A 14,482-nucleotide genomic window follows, 5' to 3' on the forward strand; every position below is an offset into this window, starting at 1 on the left:
AGGCCCCTAAGCGGTGTAGGTGTAGGCGTCGGTGCCGGTGGTGGAGGCGCCGTTGGTGGTGGTCACGACGACATCGACCGCGCCCGCACTGCCCGCGGGGGTGATCGCCGAGATCTTCGTGTCCGAGATGACGGCGAAGTCCTCGGCGGCGACCGCATCGAAGGTCACCGCGGAAGCGCCGGTGAAGTGCGCGCCGGTGATGGTGACCAGCTCGCCCCCGGCCGCCGCGCCCGACGACGGGCTGGCAGTCGAGACGATCGGGACCGGCGAGGCGTTGACCGGGTTCGCGATGGTGACCAGCGCCGGAGACGTCGCCGAGGGCGTGACGGTGATGGAGACGCGCTCCAGGTCGGCCATGCCGCCCCCGTCGGGCGCCCACGTGATCAGCCCGTACCCCTCGTACGCCTCCACCGAGCCGTTCTTGTCGAACCAGCGCATGTGGATGACGCCGTCCTCGGGGTCGATCGCTGTCGCCGCGAGCCGCAGCTTCGCGTGCACGGCGTTCTCGACGTGCGTCGAGGTGTCCTTGCGGTGCGAGATGTTCCCCTCGATGCCCCACACGAGCATCGTGCGCGTGGAGCCGCCCCACCCGTCGGACTCGTAATCGTTGTCCTCCTGGTCGGTCGGCTCGGTGCTCGGGGTGAACTCCTGGAGACCGACGACGGTCTGCCAGTCCTCCACGGCGGCGGTGCCCATGTTGATCTGCCAGCGCCATTTGCGCTGCAACGCTGTTGCCTCAGTCATGAGGTGCTCCTATTCGGTGAGCAGCGCGGACGTGCGCTGCGCTTGGATGTCGTAGTTGTCGGACCGCTCATGCCGCCCGTTGCCGTCGACGCCCATCGGGGTGCCGTTGATGTGGTTGATCTGCGAGACCGTGACCTGCCCGAACGTGACGAAGGCGAGGCCGTCGAGGGCGTCGCGGGCGTCGGAGGCGAGGTCGATCGCCGAGACCGGGTCGTTGCGCGCGCCCCGGCAGCGGACCTGCACGCGCGGGGTGACATCCCCTGCACTGTTGCCCCCCGCGGGGTCGTAGTCGGTCAAGACGATGCACCGGTCAGGGCCGGTGGCCCCGCCGGGCGGCATGTAGGCAATGAACACCCCGACCTCATCGGTCGTGTAGAGCCCGTCGGGGCGCCAGACGCCGACACCCGCAGCAGCGAGAGTCTCGGCGATCCCGACGAGGAGGTCACTTGTCCAGGACACGGGCCACCTCCCCGCAGTCCATACAGGCGCGGATCGCGCCGAGGCGGATGATGTTCGGCACCCGGTGGCCGGGAGTCGCGGGCAGGCCGTACACGGTGTAGGAGACCGCCGAAGGGAGCGCGCAGGCGTCGCACCACGCGCCCGTGCGGGCACGGCCGAGGACCGGGTAAAGCGTGAGATGGGTGGACGGCATCAGCCGCGCAGGCTCCGACGGATCTGGGCGGCGATGATCGCTGCGATGGTCTTCGCCTCGGTGTGCATCGGCTGCTCGAGGTATTTCGCCTGGCCCTTTTTCGGGTGGTGGTAGTCGAGCTCTTCATGCTGGCGGACCGCGTACGGCGTATCGAACGACACGGCGGCCGTGCCAGCGGACTCGTCCACGCTGGCCGTCCCGGAGTCCTCGAGGATCGCATCGCGCAGCGGCACGAGCGGCAGCGCGGCACCGAGGAGATGCTCGGCGCTCAAGCGCAGGCCCCTGTTGCGGCCCTCGCGCTCGCGGCGCTTGACCTCGTCGCCGTTCCAGGTGAACCGAACAGCCATCACCGCACCTCCTTCACTCGAACGCCACTTGCAGGTGCGAGGGGAGCGGGAGCGTCTGGCCGTCGAGGTGGGAGACGGCGACCACTTCCGTGACCTTCCCCGAGGGGAGCGTGCCCTTCGACAGCTCGGGCACGTCGGCGCCCAAGTCGCAGTGCAGCTGCGTCGAGGAGACGACCTCGGCGCCGTCCTTGTTCCGGACGACCTTCCGCGTCTCCTCAAGCCACCCCTGCACCGGCATGGCCTGGCCGTACTGCTTACGGCCGTACCCGTCGGTGCCGAGATACGGCTCGATGGACACGGTGTGCTGCTTCCACATCGACAGGAGCCCGGTCACCGCGTCCACGGCTCCCTGTTGGTGAGGTTCTGGCGCCGGAGGATCTGGAGTACGCGCGGGGCGTAGGCGATCCCGCCAACCCGCACCTCGGGCGCGGCCTTCTGGCGGGTGATCGAGGCGGACCCGATCGACGCCGACGACACGCCCGCCGGGAGTTCCCCCTCGGCGAGCCCTGCGGCCGGGTCAATCCCGTAGGAGGTCTGCGCGATCGTCGCGTCCCGCAGCGCCTCGGCGGTGTCGGTGTCGGTCGGCTGGCCGTCGTCGTCGACGTCGTAGACCGCGGTGACGATCAGGTCGTCGATGTCGCGCGAGGCGATGGCGAGCCGGTCGTCGATGTCCTCAGGCGCGGTAGCCCTCCCGTAGGGAGAGGCCCCGTATTCCTCGGCTGTCGCATAGACCGGCTGCGCCATCGCTACTCGCCCCCGTCGCCCTCGGAGCCGTCGAGGTCGCCCTCGTCGTCGCCCTCGGAGCCGTCGGCCTGGTCCTCGTCGCCCTCGCCGTCGGCCTCGGGGGCGTCGGGGAGGGCCTGAAGGTCGGCAACGGTCATCGCGCCCACGGCTCCGTCGGTGAGGCCGTGGACGTGGACCGCCCACGCGACCCACGGCGCCCGCGGCGCCGACTTCGCGGGCCGCTTCGACGGGTCGACGGGGGCCGACTCGACGGCCGAGGACCCATCGACCCATACGACAGCGCCGGAGCGCGCCAGGGTGGCGAGCTCCTCAGCGGGGATGTCCTCGGGGAGGCGGGCGCCGGCCGGGAAGTCGACGCTCGCCCGCCCGGGGCCGATACGGGTTTCGGCGGTCACGTAGCCGCGCTGCACTTCATAGGGAGGCATGAGTCACCTACGCCTTCAGGTTCACGATCTTGCCGTGCGCCATCTCGTTACCGGGCATGAGACCGACCTCGCCGTAGAGCTGGGTCTTCTCGTTCGCGCCGGTCTTGGCGAGCGCCTCGGCGAAGAAGTGGCCCTTGCCGGGGGTCTCCCGGTACACGGGCATGCACTGCTCCATGGAGACGATCGCGAGCTGCGAGGCGGGCATGTGCCGGTTGAGCATGACGTTCAACGGCCCGAAATCGGTGTTGATCCGGTCGACGGTCACGCCGCCGACGTTGCCCTGGAGCTCCTTGGTGACGTACCCCTCGGAGCTGTAGGCGGCGGTGACGGCGCGCTTGAGACCAGAGTTGACCATGATCGTTGCGGTCGCGTTCTCCTGGATGCCGCCGTTGTCGTAGGCGAGCTGGCACACCGAGTCGACGTGGTCCTTGGTGAGGGTCACGGTCACCTTCGTCCAGGACACCGAGCCGTCGGCGGTGATGTCGACCGCGGGGCCGTTCTTGACCGCCGAGACCTTGAACACGCCCGTGGTGAGCCCGTCCTCCAGGACGTAGTAGGTGGTGCCGACGGTCAGCGGGGCCGCGGCGGAGGCGGTCATGACGATCTGGTCCCCGGCGGTGAGGCCGTGCGTGGTCAGGGTGATCAGGTCCGTGGACTCGGCGGCGGCGCCGGTCTGCGCTGCCTCGGCGTCGAGGGTGATCACGTTCGAGGTGATCGCGGCGAGCAGGCCCCGGGTCTTGCGCGGGGTCGTGTTGTCGGTCGGCTTCTGGTAGGTGCCGCGGATGAACGAGTATTCGATGTCGCGGACCATTTCCTTCAGCTTCTGCTCCACCTGCCAGTCCAGCTCGTTCGTGACCGGGTTCGTCGCGTTGTTGTTGACGCCGGCCTTCTGCTGGTCGGCGGCGAGCTTGCTGTAGGACACGCCCACCGAGTCGTGCTGGATCTGCACGATGTTGGTGCGGTTCGCGCGGACCCGGTTGGTCGGGGTCGGCGCGTCGGCGCCCTCAAGGGCGACGTTCTGGCCCGCGGACCGCAGGTCGAAGTCCTGCCACTCGAACTCGTCCGAGGAGGTCTGGCCGCCGCCGGACAGGCCCCCGATCGCCGAGAAGAACGGCGTGTCGCCGGGGGTGAGCTGGTGGAGGATGCCGGTGTAATTGGGCAGGTTGTAGACGGTGCCCAAGCCTGTGATCTTTCCCGCCATGGCGGAAGTCTCCTTACTGGATCATGGGCACCACGGGTGCCCTGGTTACTGCCCGCCCTGGTTGGCGAACTTCTGGTTCTGGAGGCGGATGACCTCGCGGGCGTCGCCCTTCTTCTGCGCCTCGGCGATCTGCGCGTCAAGCGACGCCGGGGGCAGGTTGGGGCCGCCGCCGAAGTCGCCGCCGGAGCGGTGGGCGCCAGCGCCGGGCTGGGCCTTGAACTTCGGGTTTGCGGTGACGAACTCGGTCACGTGCGCTTCGAGCTTCTGGCCGAAGTCGGCCCCGACGTGATCGGTGTCGAGCTCGGCGAGCGAGTCGAGGAACGCAACGGAGTCGAGCAGTCCGTCGGCGTCGACGCCGAGCCGGGGCGCGGCGCGGAGGAGCTTGTTCTCCACGACGGTCTCCCACTCGCGTGCGCGCATCTGGTCGACTTGCGCGGACAGCTTGTCGGGGTCGACGGCTTCGGAGCCGTCGGCATTGAGGCCGTATGCCTTGAGGACCGCATCGCGCTGCGAGGCCGCCGCCTGGGCGTCCTTCTGCGCGGTTTGGTACTTGGTCCGGTAGTCCGCCTCTTTCGTGCGGCCCTTGGTGATGAGGTCCTGCGCCCACTGGGGGAGCGAGGACACGTCCTGCGGGCCGTCCGGCGCCTGGCCGGGATCGGTCGCGGGATCGGTGGTGGTTCCCTGCTGCGGGGACGCTTCCGGCGCCTGGCCGGTCGGTCCCGCGTCGGTTGGCGCGCCTGGCGCCTGCGACGGCTGGGTCATTGGTTGGGTCCTTTCGGAACACCCGGCCGCACACCGCGGCCGGGAGACTAGTAGTCGCCCTTGAGCGACGTGATCAGCGTCGACGCCTGCTGTTTGGTGAGCTTGGCGACGCCCGCGCGCGTGGTCGGCATGCCGCCGATGAACCCGCCGCCTTCGCCGGAGCGGCGGCGCTGGCGCATCAGCGACATGATGTAGTCGACCTGGCGGGGCGTGGCCTGGCCGGTCATCTGCTGCGGCTGGGCGCCTTTGTCCATCTGTTGCCGGAACTGGCGGCGGCGCTCGGCGATGTCCTTGTCGTGCTGCTCGGCCGCCCGTTTGATATGCGGGTCGAGGGCGCGGTCGACTTGACGGGCGGCATCGATACTGGGCATGACCCATGTTTTGGTCTGCCGGTCGAATTTGCCGCCGAGGCGTTTAGCGAGGGCTCGCGCGTCGTCGTGCTCGAACGGGATGTTGACGTTCTTGGGGCGGGTGATACCGCCGATGCGCGGGGCTCGGCCGTCGCGGTTCCGGTCGGCCCGGGCTCGGTCCCTGGTGCTCGGTTTGCTGGCGGTGGGGTTGGCCCGTTTCCCGTCGGCGCCTTTCGGGCGGATCTTGCCGTCCTCGGACATGCGGGCGAACGCGGCCCGCTTGGCCTTGAGTGGCAGTTCTAGGAAGTCGAACGCCATGGTTGCCTCCTCACCTTGCGGTGCCGATCTGCTCGCGGTGCGGCTGGCGCTGCGGGCCGGTTTCGGCGACGTGAGCCCGGATCTGGGCTTGCTTGGCGCGGATCTTCTTGCCGAAGGCGGTCTTCGCGGCGGGGTCGATGACGGCGGCCTCTTGGCGTTTGAGCGCGCGCAGTTCGCGTTCCAGGCGGCGGAGCTTCTGCCGGGCGTGGTCGCCCTCGGGGTCGGCGGTGTGCGTCGGGACCTTCGTGACCCCAGGCAGGTACATTGATATACGATGGCGACAGTTGGACACGACTAGTCCGCCTGCCACATACCAGCCATCCCCTGTCTGAAGGTTGTAGACATGCCCCGCAAAATCCCTGACGTCGACCTTGACGACGTCATCCGCCGTTACCTCGCTGGCGAGAGCCCGCACAAGATTGCGCCCACCATCGGCGTCAGCCCCGCGTGGGTCAGCAAGCGGCTCAAAGCCGCTGGCGTCTCCCGGTCGCCCCTCGAAGCCCGACGGCTGTCCGCTGAGCAGCAGGTCTCCTCTGGCGAGGGATGGGCCGTCGATGCCATCCGGATGCACCTCGAAGGCGTCCCTCAGTCCGAGATCGCCAAGCGCGTCAACCGGTCCCAGTCCACCGTCAGCAGCGTCTTGCTGCGGCGCGGCTACCGCACCGACCGTGGCGAGGCTGAGCGCCGGAAGTGGCAGTCCATGACGGCAGAGCAGCGAGCCGCTCAAGTCGCCGCCGCCCACGAATCCGTGCGCGGCATGGCCCGAACTCTCGACGATCTCGAACGCCGTGCCCTCGGGAAGGAGCGCGCTCGTTCTCACGCCACCCTCGAAGAGCTCGAACTCGCCGAGCATCTCGACAGTCTCGGCGTTGACTGCATCCCGCAGAAAGCCATCGGCAAGTACAACATCGACATCGGAGCCGATCCCGTCGCCGTGGAATTGTTCGGGGGCAACTGGCACGCGGACGGGCGGCATCTGGCTCGACTCCCGCAGCGCGTTGAAGATCTCGCCGATGCTGGCTGGAACCTCATGGTCGTCTGGTGTGCTCAGGGCCGGGGTCTCGACATCCGCGCAGTAGCGCAGGACGTGATCGCCTTCCGTGATCTCGCCCGCCGGGACCCAGCCTTTCGGCGTCAGTATCGGGTGGTTTGGGGTGACGGGGAGTTCATCGCCACCGGCTGTGTGGATGACGACGAGCGGACCCTCATACCAGCGAGCATCAGCCGCTCGAACACCGCTGGGCGCTGAAACGGCCACCTCGGCGGGGAAGCAGTTCGGGTGCATCAGTCCGGCGGCGATGGCTTCGCCGACGGTGGCCTTGACGTCGATGGTGAGCATGTTGAAGTCCTCGATCGCGTGCTCCTCCACACGAGGACCGGCCGGGCCGGAGATCGACAGGACCTGGCCCTCCCAGGGGCGGCAGCGTTTACACTCTTCGGGGGCGTTGGAGACGATCACCAGGTCGGCGCCGGCTTGGGTGATCCGGTCGAGGTGGCCCTCGATGCCGGCTTGTGCGACGGCGGTGCGGGTCGCCATCTCCACGTAGCTCGCGAGCTCCCAGTTGCGGCCGCGCTTGTCGGTGAACCCGGCGACGCCCTTCGACAGCAGGTGCTCCCATGCGACCTGTGCGGCCCTGAGCCTGGTTTTCGTGCCCGCGAGGACGTCGAACACGGGCTGGCCCATGACCTCGCGGTAGGCGTCGTCTTGCCACCGGAGGACGTGCAGGTGCGTGGAGGACATCCGCTGCGTGAGCTCCCGGGCGAGGACCATGATCGAGTCGATGCCGGGCAGGTCGGCCCGGAGTGCGGCGACGGCCTCAGCCAGGCGCATCTCGCGGCGGCGGGCGATCCCGAATAGCCGGGTGATGGCGGCGGCGACACGGGAGCGGCGGGCGAGCCAGTCGACCCACCGTTCACCGGAGAGCCGGGCCATCTCGTCGACAGCGGCGGAAGCGCCGCGCGCGTACGCGGTCATGAGCGCGCGTTCGGCCTCGACGGCGTGGCGGCCTGACAGCTCGGCCAGGACCGCCTCGGACTGGCGCCGGAGCGATGCGAGCGCGGTGAGGCGGTTGTCCGAGGAGGTAGTGATGTCGGTCCGGATGCGGCGGGCGAGGTTCTGCGCGAGGCGGGTCTCGGCGTCGCGGTACAGGGCCGCGAGGTTGGCCGCGAGGCCCTCGGCGAGCGTGCGCGAGACGGGCATTACGCCGCCTCGGTCGCCTCAGGCTCGCTCGCCTGCTCCTCGTCGGCCTCGGTGTCCTCGGGTTGCTCGTCGCCGAAGGACCCGCCGGTGAACTCGCTGGGGTCCTCGGCCTGGCCGATCGCGTACTCCTCCTTGAGCCGCTCCACTTCGGCTTCGACCTGCTTCGCTTTCCAGTCAGGGTGCAGGCGGCGGGCCTTCTCTTCAAGGGAGATCGCGCGCGCGGATTCGAGGTTGGCGAGGGTGCGCGATTCGGTCTCGGGGTCGACGGCTACGGCAGGGGGCCATTCGATGAGGGGCCGCTGCGGAACGATCTTGGTGTTGAACTGGTGGGCGTCGACGGCGAGGAGGGCTTCGAGGATCGCGGGCAGCTCCACACCCCAGTATCGGGCCTTCCTGCCCGTGGTCACGTGGGACTTGCGTTCGTCGGCGTTGACCTCGGTGGCGGTGACAGCCTGGCCGCCGTCGGTGAGGCCGAACGTGGCCGCCGAATACCCGGCGGAGGCGACGATGTCGCGCTTGATCTGGTTCACGGTCTCTTGGTGCTCGGCCCAGCGGATCGGGAACTGCACTTGCGTGATGTCGGTCTTCTCGTCGTCGCCGCCCGCGTTGACGCCCTCATAGAGTTCCCGGTCGAGGTCGAAGGCGGCGCCTTGTCCGGCGCCGAGGTTCTGAAGGTAGTCGGCGGGGACGATCAGGCGGGCCTTGCCGAGTTCGACGTCGCGGGCCCATGAGGAGTAGGTGAGGTCGAGGAAGTCGAGGAGGTCTTCGGTGCCGGAGTAGTCGGAGGCGCCGAGCGCGGAGGCGTCGGGGAGTCCTCTCCAGATCCGGTTGGGCCGCATGTTGGGGACGTAGACCGCGGTAAGTCCGGCGTGGCCGGTGTCGATCTCGTCGCCCCAGTCGATCGAGGACGCGAGACCAGAGGTTTCGGGGAAGTCGGTGAGGGCGGCGAGGTTCCCGAGGCTCGCGAGGCCGCCGTCATAGACGCCGTGGCGGATGATCCCCCGCGGTGTCTCGCCGGTCCGGTCGACTTCGTGGCGTTCGAGGTGGCGGACCACGCGGTTGCCGTTGACGAGGATCGACCGCCAGAACGTGACGGCCCACAGGCGGCCGTACCGCCATTCGGGGACGGCGGCGTCAGGGTGGACAGCAGCGATCCACGGCCGGTCCGGCTCAACCTCCTTGTCCCACACGACACGCAGGTACACCCCGCCCATCGCGGCGGCGATCTCGGCGGCTTCCAGGAACGCGGCTATGGCGCCGTCGTCGATCAGTTCGTCGAGGCGGGTCTGCGTGGGGTCCTCGGCTTCGTCGTCGACATCCCCGCCTTCGCCCTGCTCGCCCTCGTCGGGCTCTGTGCCGGGTTCGTCGACGTGTATGCGAATCTTCGGCGGGTCGGAGAACAGCAGATCGGCGGAGGTCGCGGCGACGTCCCCGGCGAGGGGCACGTGCACCCGCTGGCGGGGCCGAGACTCGCTCTCGGTGTTCCCCCAGAACCAGCGCCTGACGGTGGTGACGAGTCGACCGAGGAAGGTGCGGCGGGTCTGCGGTGTGGCGGCGCCTTCGTAGACGGCGGCGAGCTGCTCGGGGTCGCCGGAGTGCCACGCGGACCATTCGGCGTACTTGGCGTACACCGGCTTGAGGTGCTCGGGCGGCCAGGTCTCTTCGGTTCCACCAGTCGGGAGCGGCATAGGTGTCTCCCTTCTATGCGGCGAGGACGTAGGGGCGCCACAGGCGCCGGGTGGTGAAGATGGCGTACCGGCTCGCGTCGATGCCGTGGTCATCGAGTTTGATCGGGGCGTCTTCGCCGAGGAGGGCCTTGTCGGGGTCCCACGTGTAGCCGGGGATCTCGTCGAGCAGGTGCGTACAGGAGGCGTGGATCTTCAACTTGTCGGTGGCGAACAGGGACGACATGGTGCGGATGCCTTCGATCACCGAGTTGTTGCCCGGCCTGGTGGGGCGGCCGTCGGCCCGGAGCTGCTCGCGGAAGTCCCGGGCGGCGGGGTCGACGACCACCCATGTGGGCTGCTCGGGCTGCTTCGCGAGCCATGCCCGGATGCGCTTGGAGTACTCCACGGGCGAGAGCGATCCGAGCTGGATGCGGGAGTCGTAGCGCCACTCGGAGGTCACATAGAGCCGGTTGTCGTCGCCGAGGCCGAGCATGACCGCGTGCGTGGGGTTGGTGGTGCCGTAGTCGATCCCGGCGGCGAGGTAGCGGCGGATCGCGGGCAGTGTGGGCACGACGTGCCTGGTTTCGTCGAAGGCGTCGAATATGGCGCCGTCGGCCATGACCCACAGGCCCTGGATGAACCGCTTGTACCACAGGCCCACGTATTCGGCTTTGAGGTTGGCGACATAGGCGGGGTCGAGGCCGGGGTTGTCGTCGAGCGTGAAATGCCATGTGGCGAGGTCGAGCTCTGCGGCGCGGAGGATGAACTTCTTGCGGAGCCAGTGCGCCGGGGAGTCCGGGTTGGTGGTGGCGAGGAGCCGCGCGCCGGGGACCGAGAGGCGGGCCAACAGTTGGTTCCAGAACGACTCGGGAACCAGGGTGGCTTCGTCGACGTACGCGAGGTAGACGGTCGCGCCCCTGATGCGGCCTTCGGCGCGGGCGTCGGAGGCGCCGATGAGGTGGACGGTGCGGCCGAGGATGACCGCGGTGGTGGCGCCGCGCGTGTGGTGGACGTGGTCGGCGACGGTCCCGAAGATCGTCCGGTCCTGCAACGGGTCGAGGATGTTCCGCTCGATGGTCTGGAGGGTGCGGCCGACGCATAGAACCAATCCGGAGTCGGGCGCTTCGGCCACGGCCATCAGGAACGCGAGGAGGCTCGCGATCGTTTTACCCGACCTGACTGCCCCCGTCCAGCATGAAATTCTGGCCTGCTTCGACTCGACGATCGACTGGATCTGCTTGGGCGACAGCGGGAGGCTGTCAATCATGCTCACTCCAGTCTGGCGAGAAGCACCTCCAGCAAGGGGCGGTCTTTCTTGGCCGAGTTGCAGGATTGGCAGGCAGGTGCGAGGTTGGTCCAGCGGTCGGAGCCGCCGTGCATGACCGGGCGGATGTGGTCGATTGCCTCGCTTGGACCTCCGCAGTACACGCACGGGTCGGTGGCGATGAGCGCCCGGTATTCCTTAGCGCGGCGTCGGCATTCGTCGGTCATGCCTGCGTTGTTGGCGGCCAGGCGTTCGCGCCGGAGGAGGGCCCATCCGCGCGGGCCGTCGGCGGCGCAGTTGGGGCAGTAGTGGTACGAGCCAGTCTTGCCGAGCGTTCGCGTGAAGACGGTCCCGCATCGGCGGCAGGGGATCTCGGGCTCGGGAGCGCCGCGACGCAGGGTGGCCTTGTAGTGGCCGATGCAGTAGCCCTTGCCGGAGTGTTTCGCGGTGCACCCGTCGACGGTGCACTGTTCACGGAAGGTCGCGATGGTCTTGAGCGGGTCTCCAGTGCGGCGGAGCCGTTGGGCGTGCACCCCGCAGTAGCCGCCCGCGTGGTACGGAGCCTCGCATCCGTCGACTGCACACCCGGCGGCCTTCCCTGCCCCCTGCGGAGGGGCGTCGAAGGGAATCCCTTTGCGCTGGCGCTTGTAGTGCATGGAGCACATGCCCTTGGCGGCGTAGGGTCGTTCGCACTCGTCAACGGAGCAGGAGCGCTCGGCCTTCCATATGCGCTGGTAGTGCATTCCGCACATGCCGCGCCGGGAGGCGGCGGGGCGATCGCATTCGGGCACGGAGCATGTAGATTGGGGCATGTCGGCCTGCTTTCATCAGGTCGTCCACGACCCGGGAGTGTTACCAGCACTCGCCGGGTCCTTTGCTGTCGATTATTCCTCGGGGGTACGACAGTTCTGTTCGTACATCGCGCTGAGCGCCTTGTCGAGTGAGCCCAGAAGCGATTTCGTGGCGTCGGCGCCGGAGTCGTTGTCGGTCACGCGCTCGGCGGCGGTCGTGTAGGAGGAGACGGCGGCGGCGAGGTCGCGCTCGTCGCGGGCGGGTGGGTGCTCGGTCTCGACGGTCACCACGGCGCCGTTCGGGGCGACTTGCTTCGAGCTGTAGGTGTCGGCGTCGAGCCGGTCGAGGACCTTGTGCGCGCGGCGGAGGGTGCGCTCGGCCAGGCGGGCGCGGAGTTCGCGGATGTCGGCGAGCCTCGCGCGCGTCGCGTGGACGGTCTTGGAACGGTCCAGCGCGAGCCCTGCGTCTTTGGCGATGCGGGAGACGCTGGCGTGTCCGACGCCGTGCCGTTCGGCGATGTCGCGCGTGGAGCCGTTCTCGGCTTGGAGGTCGGCCAGGATCGCCGCTCGGGTCTGGTCGTCGATGCGGGGAGGCATGGGCACCTCCCCGTGGGCTTACTGGGTGATCTTGGCGACCGCAGCCCGGTAGGTGGCTTCGTCGATGGTGCCGTTCTGGCGCATCTGGCCGAGTTGGGCGAGCTGTTCGGGGATGGAGGGCCCGGCAGCTTGCGGCGCTTGGACGGGCGCGTGGGCGACGGTGGCTTGGTGCATCCTCATGCGGATGATCCGCTCCAACTCCGCGGGGTCGCCGTCGACGATGCCGCGAATCGAGAGGGTGTGCTCGGTGGAGTGGATCTTGAAGTTCTTGCCGCCGACGGTTCTACCGGCTTCGACGGATCCAATGGAGCCGTAGGAGACGGCCTGGAACTCGTCGCCGCCCAACTTCTTGACGAACAGGACGACTCTGCCGGTGGTGGCGGCGAGGACGCCGAGGCGGGGGACCGACTGGTGGAACACTTCGGATTCGGCGAGGCCGCACGCGGAGGCTACGACGTGTTCGCCGGGTTCGAGGTGGGGCTGGAGCTGTGAGAGGAGCTTTTCGAGTTTCTTACCCATCGGCCCAGGGTACCGGTGTTCGGCAATGTGGACATCCCCCGAACGGGCGCGGGGGAGGCCTGGGTGTGCCTCCCCCGCTGGTACCCCTACCCCGGAAAGGATGACGGGCCGGGTGCCAATGCTCCCGACCCTAGTGAACGTATGTTCTCACATCGAACTTAATCGTGTCAAGACGGGGGCGGTAGTCGCCTGAACCGGCGCTCGATGCGCCAAGCCCATTCGCTGAAGCGGTCGAAGGCGACGATGAACGGCCATGCCATCCACGCCGCGGCGTCCTGGAGTGCGCCAATCGTGGCCTCAAGCGCGGCCCCGGTCTTCGCGAGTCCGATCCACCAGGCCCATATGAGGCGGTCGATCCAGGTGAAGCCCTGTGGTGTCACGGCCGCCACTCCTCGCGCCAGTCGGGATCGTCGGCGTAGGCGGCGGCGAGGTGGCGAAGGTCCGGGCACGGGGCGTCCTCCTCGTCGAGGTCGTGCCTTGGGGCGTCGCAGTCCACATCCCATTGGCAGGCGGTGCAGAGCTGGCTCTCGTAATCGTCGCTGGGGCGGTGCCGCTTGATGATCGCCCGCTTGGCTTCGACCTCGCGGAGGACACGGGCCGGGTCGAATCGGGCGATGTGCTCGCCGTACGAGTCGGTCATGTGGATCTCGCGGGAGTCGGCCGGGTCGTCGCGGCGGGTGGCGACGTTCCACCTGCCGTGCGTGGCGCGCACGGCGAATGCGTCGCGATCATATACCCAGGTCTCTCGGTCGCCCCCGACGGTCGGCGGCATGCCCGCGTTGCGCGCGATCTGCTCGTCCTCGTCGAGGCGGGCGGCGATGAACTCGGTGATGGTCGGGGCGGTCATCGGAGCCGCTCCAATCCGGTTGCGGCGTACAGGGCGGCCCGCTGCTCGTCGGTCATCGCGTCGAAGGAGACGAAGAACCGAGGCTCCAGGGTGATGCCCCCGTCGTGGACTTCGTAGCCGGGGTCGGCGAGCACCCGGTCGGTGGGGATGCCGAACGCTTGGAGTGCGGCGGCCATCTTCTCGTTGTACTCGTGATTCATCATGCTGCGGTCTCCTTCTCGGCCGACTTCGCGGCCTTCAGTATGGCTTGCTGGATGTCGAGGTCGTGGAGGCGGCGGGCGTCGCCGAGGCGGTAGAGGGGGCGGCCTCGCTGGTCGCGGTCGACGGGCCGGAGTTTCCCCCATTGGACTCGGTTGGTGATCCATTTCTCGGGGCGGATGATGAGCCTGCCGTCGGGGTAGCGGTCGCCGAGGGCGGTGAGGATGCGGGCGAGGCGGGCGGCACCGAAGCGCCTCTGGTCGGCGCGGGCGAGGAGCTGGTCTCGGCGTTTGGCGACGTCGTAGGCGGTGCGGCAGGCGGGGCATTTGGTCCAGGGCGCCTCGGGGTGTGCCCGTAGTTCGCCGTCGCAGTCGTCGGCGTCGCAGGTGCCGAGCGCGATCATCGGGGGTGGGGTGTCGATGGCGCGGGCGAGGTCGACCGCTACCCGGCCGATGTCGTCGAAGCATTCCGGGCCCCACTCTTGGCGTGCGATCCACCCGGTGACGCCTCGGATGAACCGGGCGATCTCGGCGAGGTCGTCGTCTGGTTCTTGGAAGCCGCGCTCGTCGATGATGACCCGTGCCCACGTGGTAAGGGTGTTCCTCAGGCGGTGGCCGACGTCGGAGGCGCGGAGGTTGATCGGGAGGGGTGCCTCGTCGGTGGCGTGTCGGCCGCTGCCGGGGGCGGTGACGCGGTCCTGTCGGGTGAGGGTGACGTCGAGGTCGTCTACGTCCTCGGCGATGGAGTCCAGGTTCTCCTCGGTCTGGTGGACGCATGGGGTGCAGCAGTGGGCGCCGTCGGCGACGGGACGGGCGCAGCGGCGGCAAGTGGTGGTGTTCTCGGTGCTCATGGTTCC

The 14,482-nt window shown here is 68.8% G+C and carries 20 protein-coding genes; all 20 read right to left on the bottom strand.

The features are described from left to right. Nucleotides 1-6 precede the first annotated feature (6 nt). Nucleotides 7-744, bottom strand: coding sequence for a phage tail tube protein (locus tag H613_RS29015; protein WP_084546430.1), 738 nt, complete (start codon nucleotides 742-744; stop codon nucleotides 7-9). A gap of 9 nt (nucleotides 745-753) precedes the next feature. Further along, a complete protein-coding gene (locus tag H613_RS0107295) occupies nucleotides 754-1,203 on the bottom strand; it encodes a minor capsid protein (protein ID WP_026923292.1) in 450 nt (149 codons plus the stop codon). Then, nucleotides 1,187-1,396 (bottom strand): hypothetical protein, encoded by a 210-nt coding sequence (locus H613_RS0107300; protein ID WP_026923293.1) that lies wholly within the window; start codon nucleotides 1,394-1,396, stop codon nucleotides 1,187-1,189. The genes H613_RS0107295 and H613_RS0107300 overlap by 17 nt, the downstream gene beginning before the upstream one ends. Beyond that, nucleotides 1,396-1,743, bottom strand: coding sequence for a hypothetical protein (locus tag H613_RS0107305; RefSeq protein ID WP_026923294.1), 348 nt, complete (start codon nucleotides 1,741-1,743; stop codon nucleotides 1,396-1,398). The genes H613_RS0107300 and H613_RS0107305 overlap by 1 nt, the downstream gene beginning before the upstream one ends. 13 nt (nucleotides 1,744-1,756) lie before the next feature. Beyond that, complete coding sequence (locus H613_RS0107310) at nucleotides 1,757-2,086, bottom strand: hypothetical protein (RefSeq protein ID WP_026923295.1); 330 nt, start codon at nucleotides 2,084-2,086, stop codon at nucleotides 1,757-1,759. Beyond that, nucleotides 2,074-2,487: a hypothetical protein gene (locus H613_RS25025; RefSeq protein WP_051393058.1), complete on the bottom strand. Its 414-nt coding sequence runs from the start codon at nucleotides 2,485-2,487 to the stop codon at nucleotides 2,074-2,076. Before H613_RS25025 ends, H613_RS0107310 begins: the two co-directional genes overlap by 13 nt. Before the next feature lie 2 nt (nucleotides 2,488-2,489). Continuing rightward, nucleotides 2,490-2,912, bottom strand: coding sequence for a hypothetical protein (locus H613_RS25030; protein ID WP_156925883.1), 423 nt, complete (start codon nucleotides 2,910-2,912; stop codon nucleotides 2,490-2,492). Nucleotides 2,913-2,919: 7 nt separating this feature from the next. Further along, complete coding sequence (locus H613_RS0107325; RefSeq protein WP_026923296.1) at nucleotides 2,920-4,113, bottom strand: SU10 major capsid protein; 1,194 nt, start codon at nucleotides 4,111-4,113, stop codon at nucleotides 2,920-2,922. A 45-nt stretch (nucleotides 4,114-4,158) separates the two neighbouring features. Beyond that, a complete protein-coding gene (locus H613_RS29020; protein WP_051393059.1) occupies nucleotides 4,159-4,875 on the bottom strand; it encodes a hypothetical protein in 717 nt (238 codons plus the stop codon). A 47-nt stretch (nucleotides 4,876-4,922) separates the two neighbouring features. Continuing rightward, on the bottom strand, nucleotides 4,923-5,543 hold the full coding sequence (locus tag H613_RS0107335) for a hypothetical protein (RefSeq protein ID WP_026923297.1): 621 nt from the start codon (nucleotides 5,541-5,543) through the stop codon (nucleotides 4,923-4,925). Nucleotides 5,544-5,553: 10 nt separating this feature from the next. Continuing rightward, nucleotides 5,554-7,743: a phage minor capsid protein gene (locus H613_RS29025; RefSeq protein ID WP_051393060.1), complete on the bottom strand. Its 2,190-nt coding sequence runs from the start codon at nucleotides 7,741-7,743 to the stop codon at nucleotides 5,554-5,556. Then, a complete protein-coding gene (locus H613_RS25045) occupies nucleotides 7,743-9,431 on the bottom strand; it encodes a phage portal protein (RefSeq protein WP_211234740.1) in 1,689 nt (562 codons plus the stop codon). The genes H613_RS29025 and H613_RS25045 overlap by 1 nt, the downstream gene beginning before the upstream one ends. A 13-nt stretch (nucleotides 9,432-9,444) precedes the next feature. Further along, on the bottom strand, nucleotides 9,445-10,677 hold the full coding sequence (locus H613_RS0107350; protein WP_026923298.1) for a PBSX family phage terminase large subunit: 1,233 nt from the start codon (nucleotides 10,675-10,677) through the stop codon (nucleotides 9,445-9,447). Between the two features lie 2 nt (nucleotides 10,678-10,679). Further along, complete coding sequence (locus H613_RS29030; RefSeq protein ID WP_084546431.1) at nucleotides 10,680-11,486, bottom strand: HNH endonuclease; 807 nt, start codon at nucleotides 11,484-11,486, stop codon at nucleotides 10,680-10,682. A gap of 72 nt (nucleotides 11,487-11,558) precedes the next feature. After that, a complete protein-coding gene (locus tag H613_RS25055; protein WP_051393062.1) occupies nucleotides 11,559-12,062 on the bottom strand; it encodes a hypothetical protein in 504 nt (167 codons plus the stop codon). A gap of 18 nt (nucleotides 12,063-12,080) precedes the next feature. Beyond that, nucleotides 12,081-12,581, bottom strand: coding sequence for a PH domain-containing protein (locus H613_RS0107365; protein ID WP_084546432.1), 501 nt, complete (start codon nucleotides 12,579-12,581; stop codon nucleotides 12,081-12,083). A gap of 167 nt (nucleotides 12,582-12,748) precedes the next feature. Then, nucleotides 12,749-12,961 carry a hypothetical protein gene (locus H613_RS0107375; protein WP_156925884.1) on the bottom strand — a complete coding sequence of 71 codons (213 nt, stop codon included), beginning with the start codon at nucleotides 12,959-12,961 and terminating at the stop codon, nucleotides 12,749-12,751. Then, complete coding sequence (locus H613_RS0107380) at nucleotides 12,958-13,428, bottom strand: DUF6221 family protein (RefSeq protein ID WP_026923301.1); 471 nt, start codon at nucleotides 13,426-13,428, stop codon at nucleotides 12,958-12,960. The genes H613_RS0107375 and H613_RS0107380 overlap by 4 nt, the downstream gene beginning before the upstream one ends. Next, the gene (locus H613_RS0107385) at nucleotides 13,425-13,631 is read right to left on the bottom strand and encodes a hypothetical protein (protein WP_026923302.1); all 207 of its coding nucleotides are present in this window, start codon (nucleotides 13,629-13,631) and stop codon (nucleotides 13,425-13,427) included. Before H613_RS0107385 ends, H613_RS0107380 begins: the two co-directional genes overlap by 4 nt. Next, the gene (locus H613_RS29035; RefSeq protein WP_026923303.1) at nucleotides 13,628-14,476 is read right to left on the bottom strand and encodes a hypothetical protein; all 849 of its coding nucleotides are present in this window, start codon (nucleotides 14,474-14,476) and stop codon (nucleotides 13,628-13,630) included. The genes H613_RS0107385 and H613_RS29035 overlap by 4 nt, the downstream gene beginning before the upstream one ends. Nucleotides 14,477-14,482: the final 6 nt, after the last annotated feature.

Origin of the sequence: Glycomyces arizonensis DSM 44726 (assembly GCF_000482705.1) — a bacterium.
GTDB classification, from domain to species: Bacteria; Actinomycetota; Actinomycetes; order Mycobacteriales; family Micromonosporaceae; genus Glycomyces; species Glycomyces arizonensis.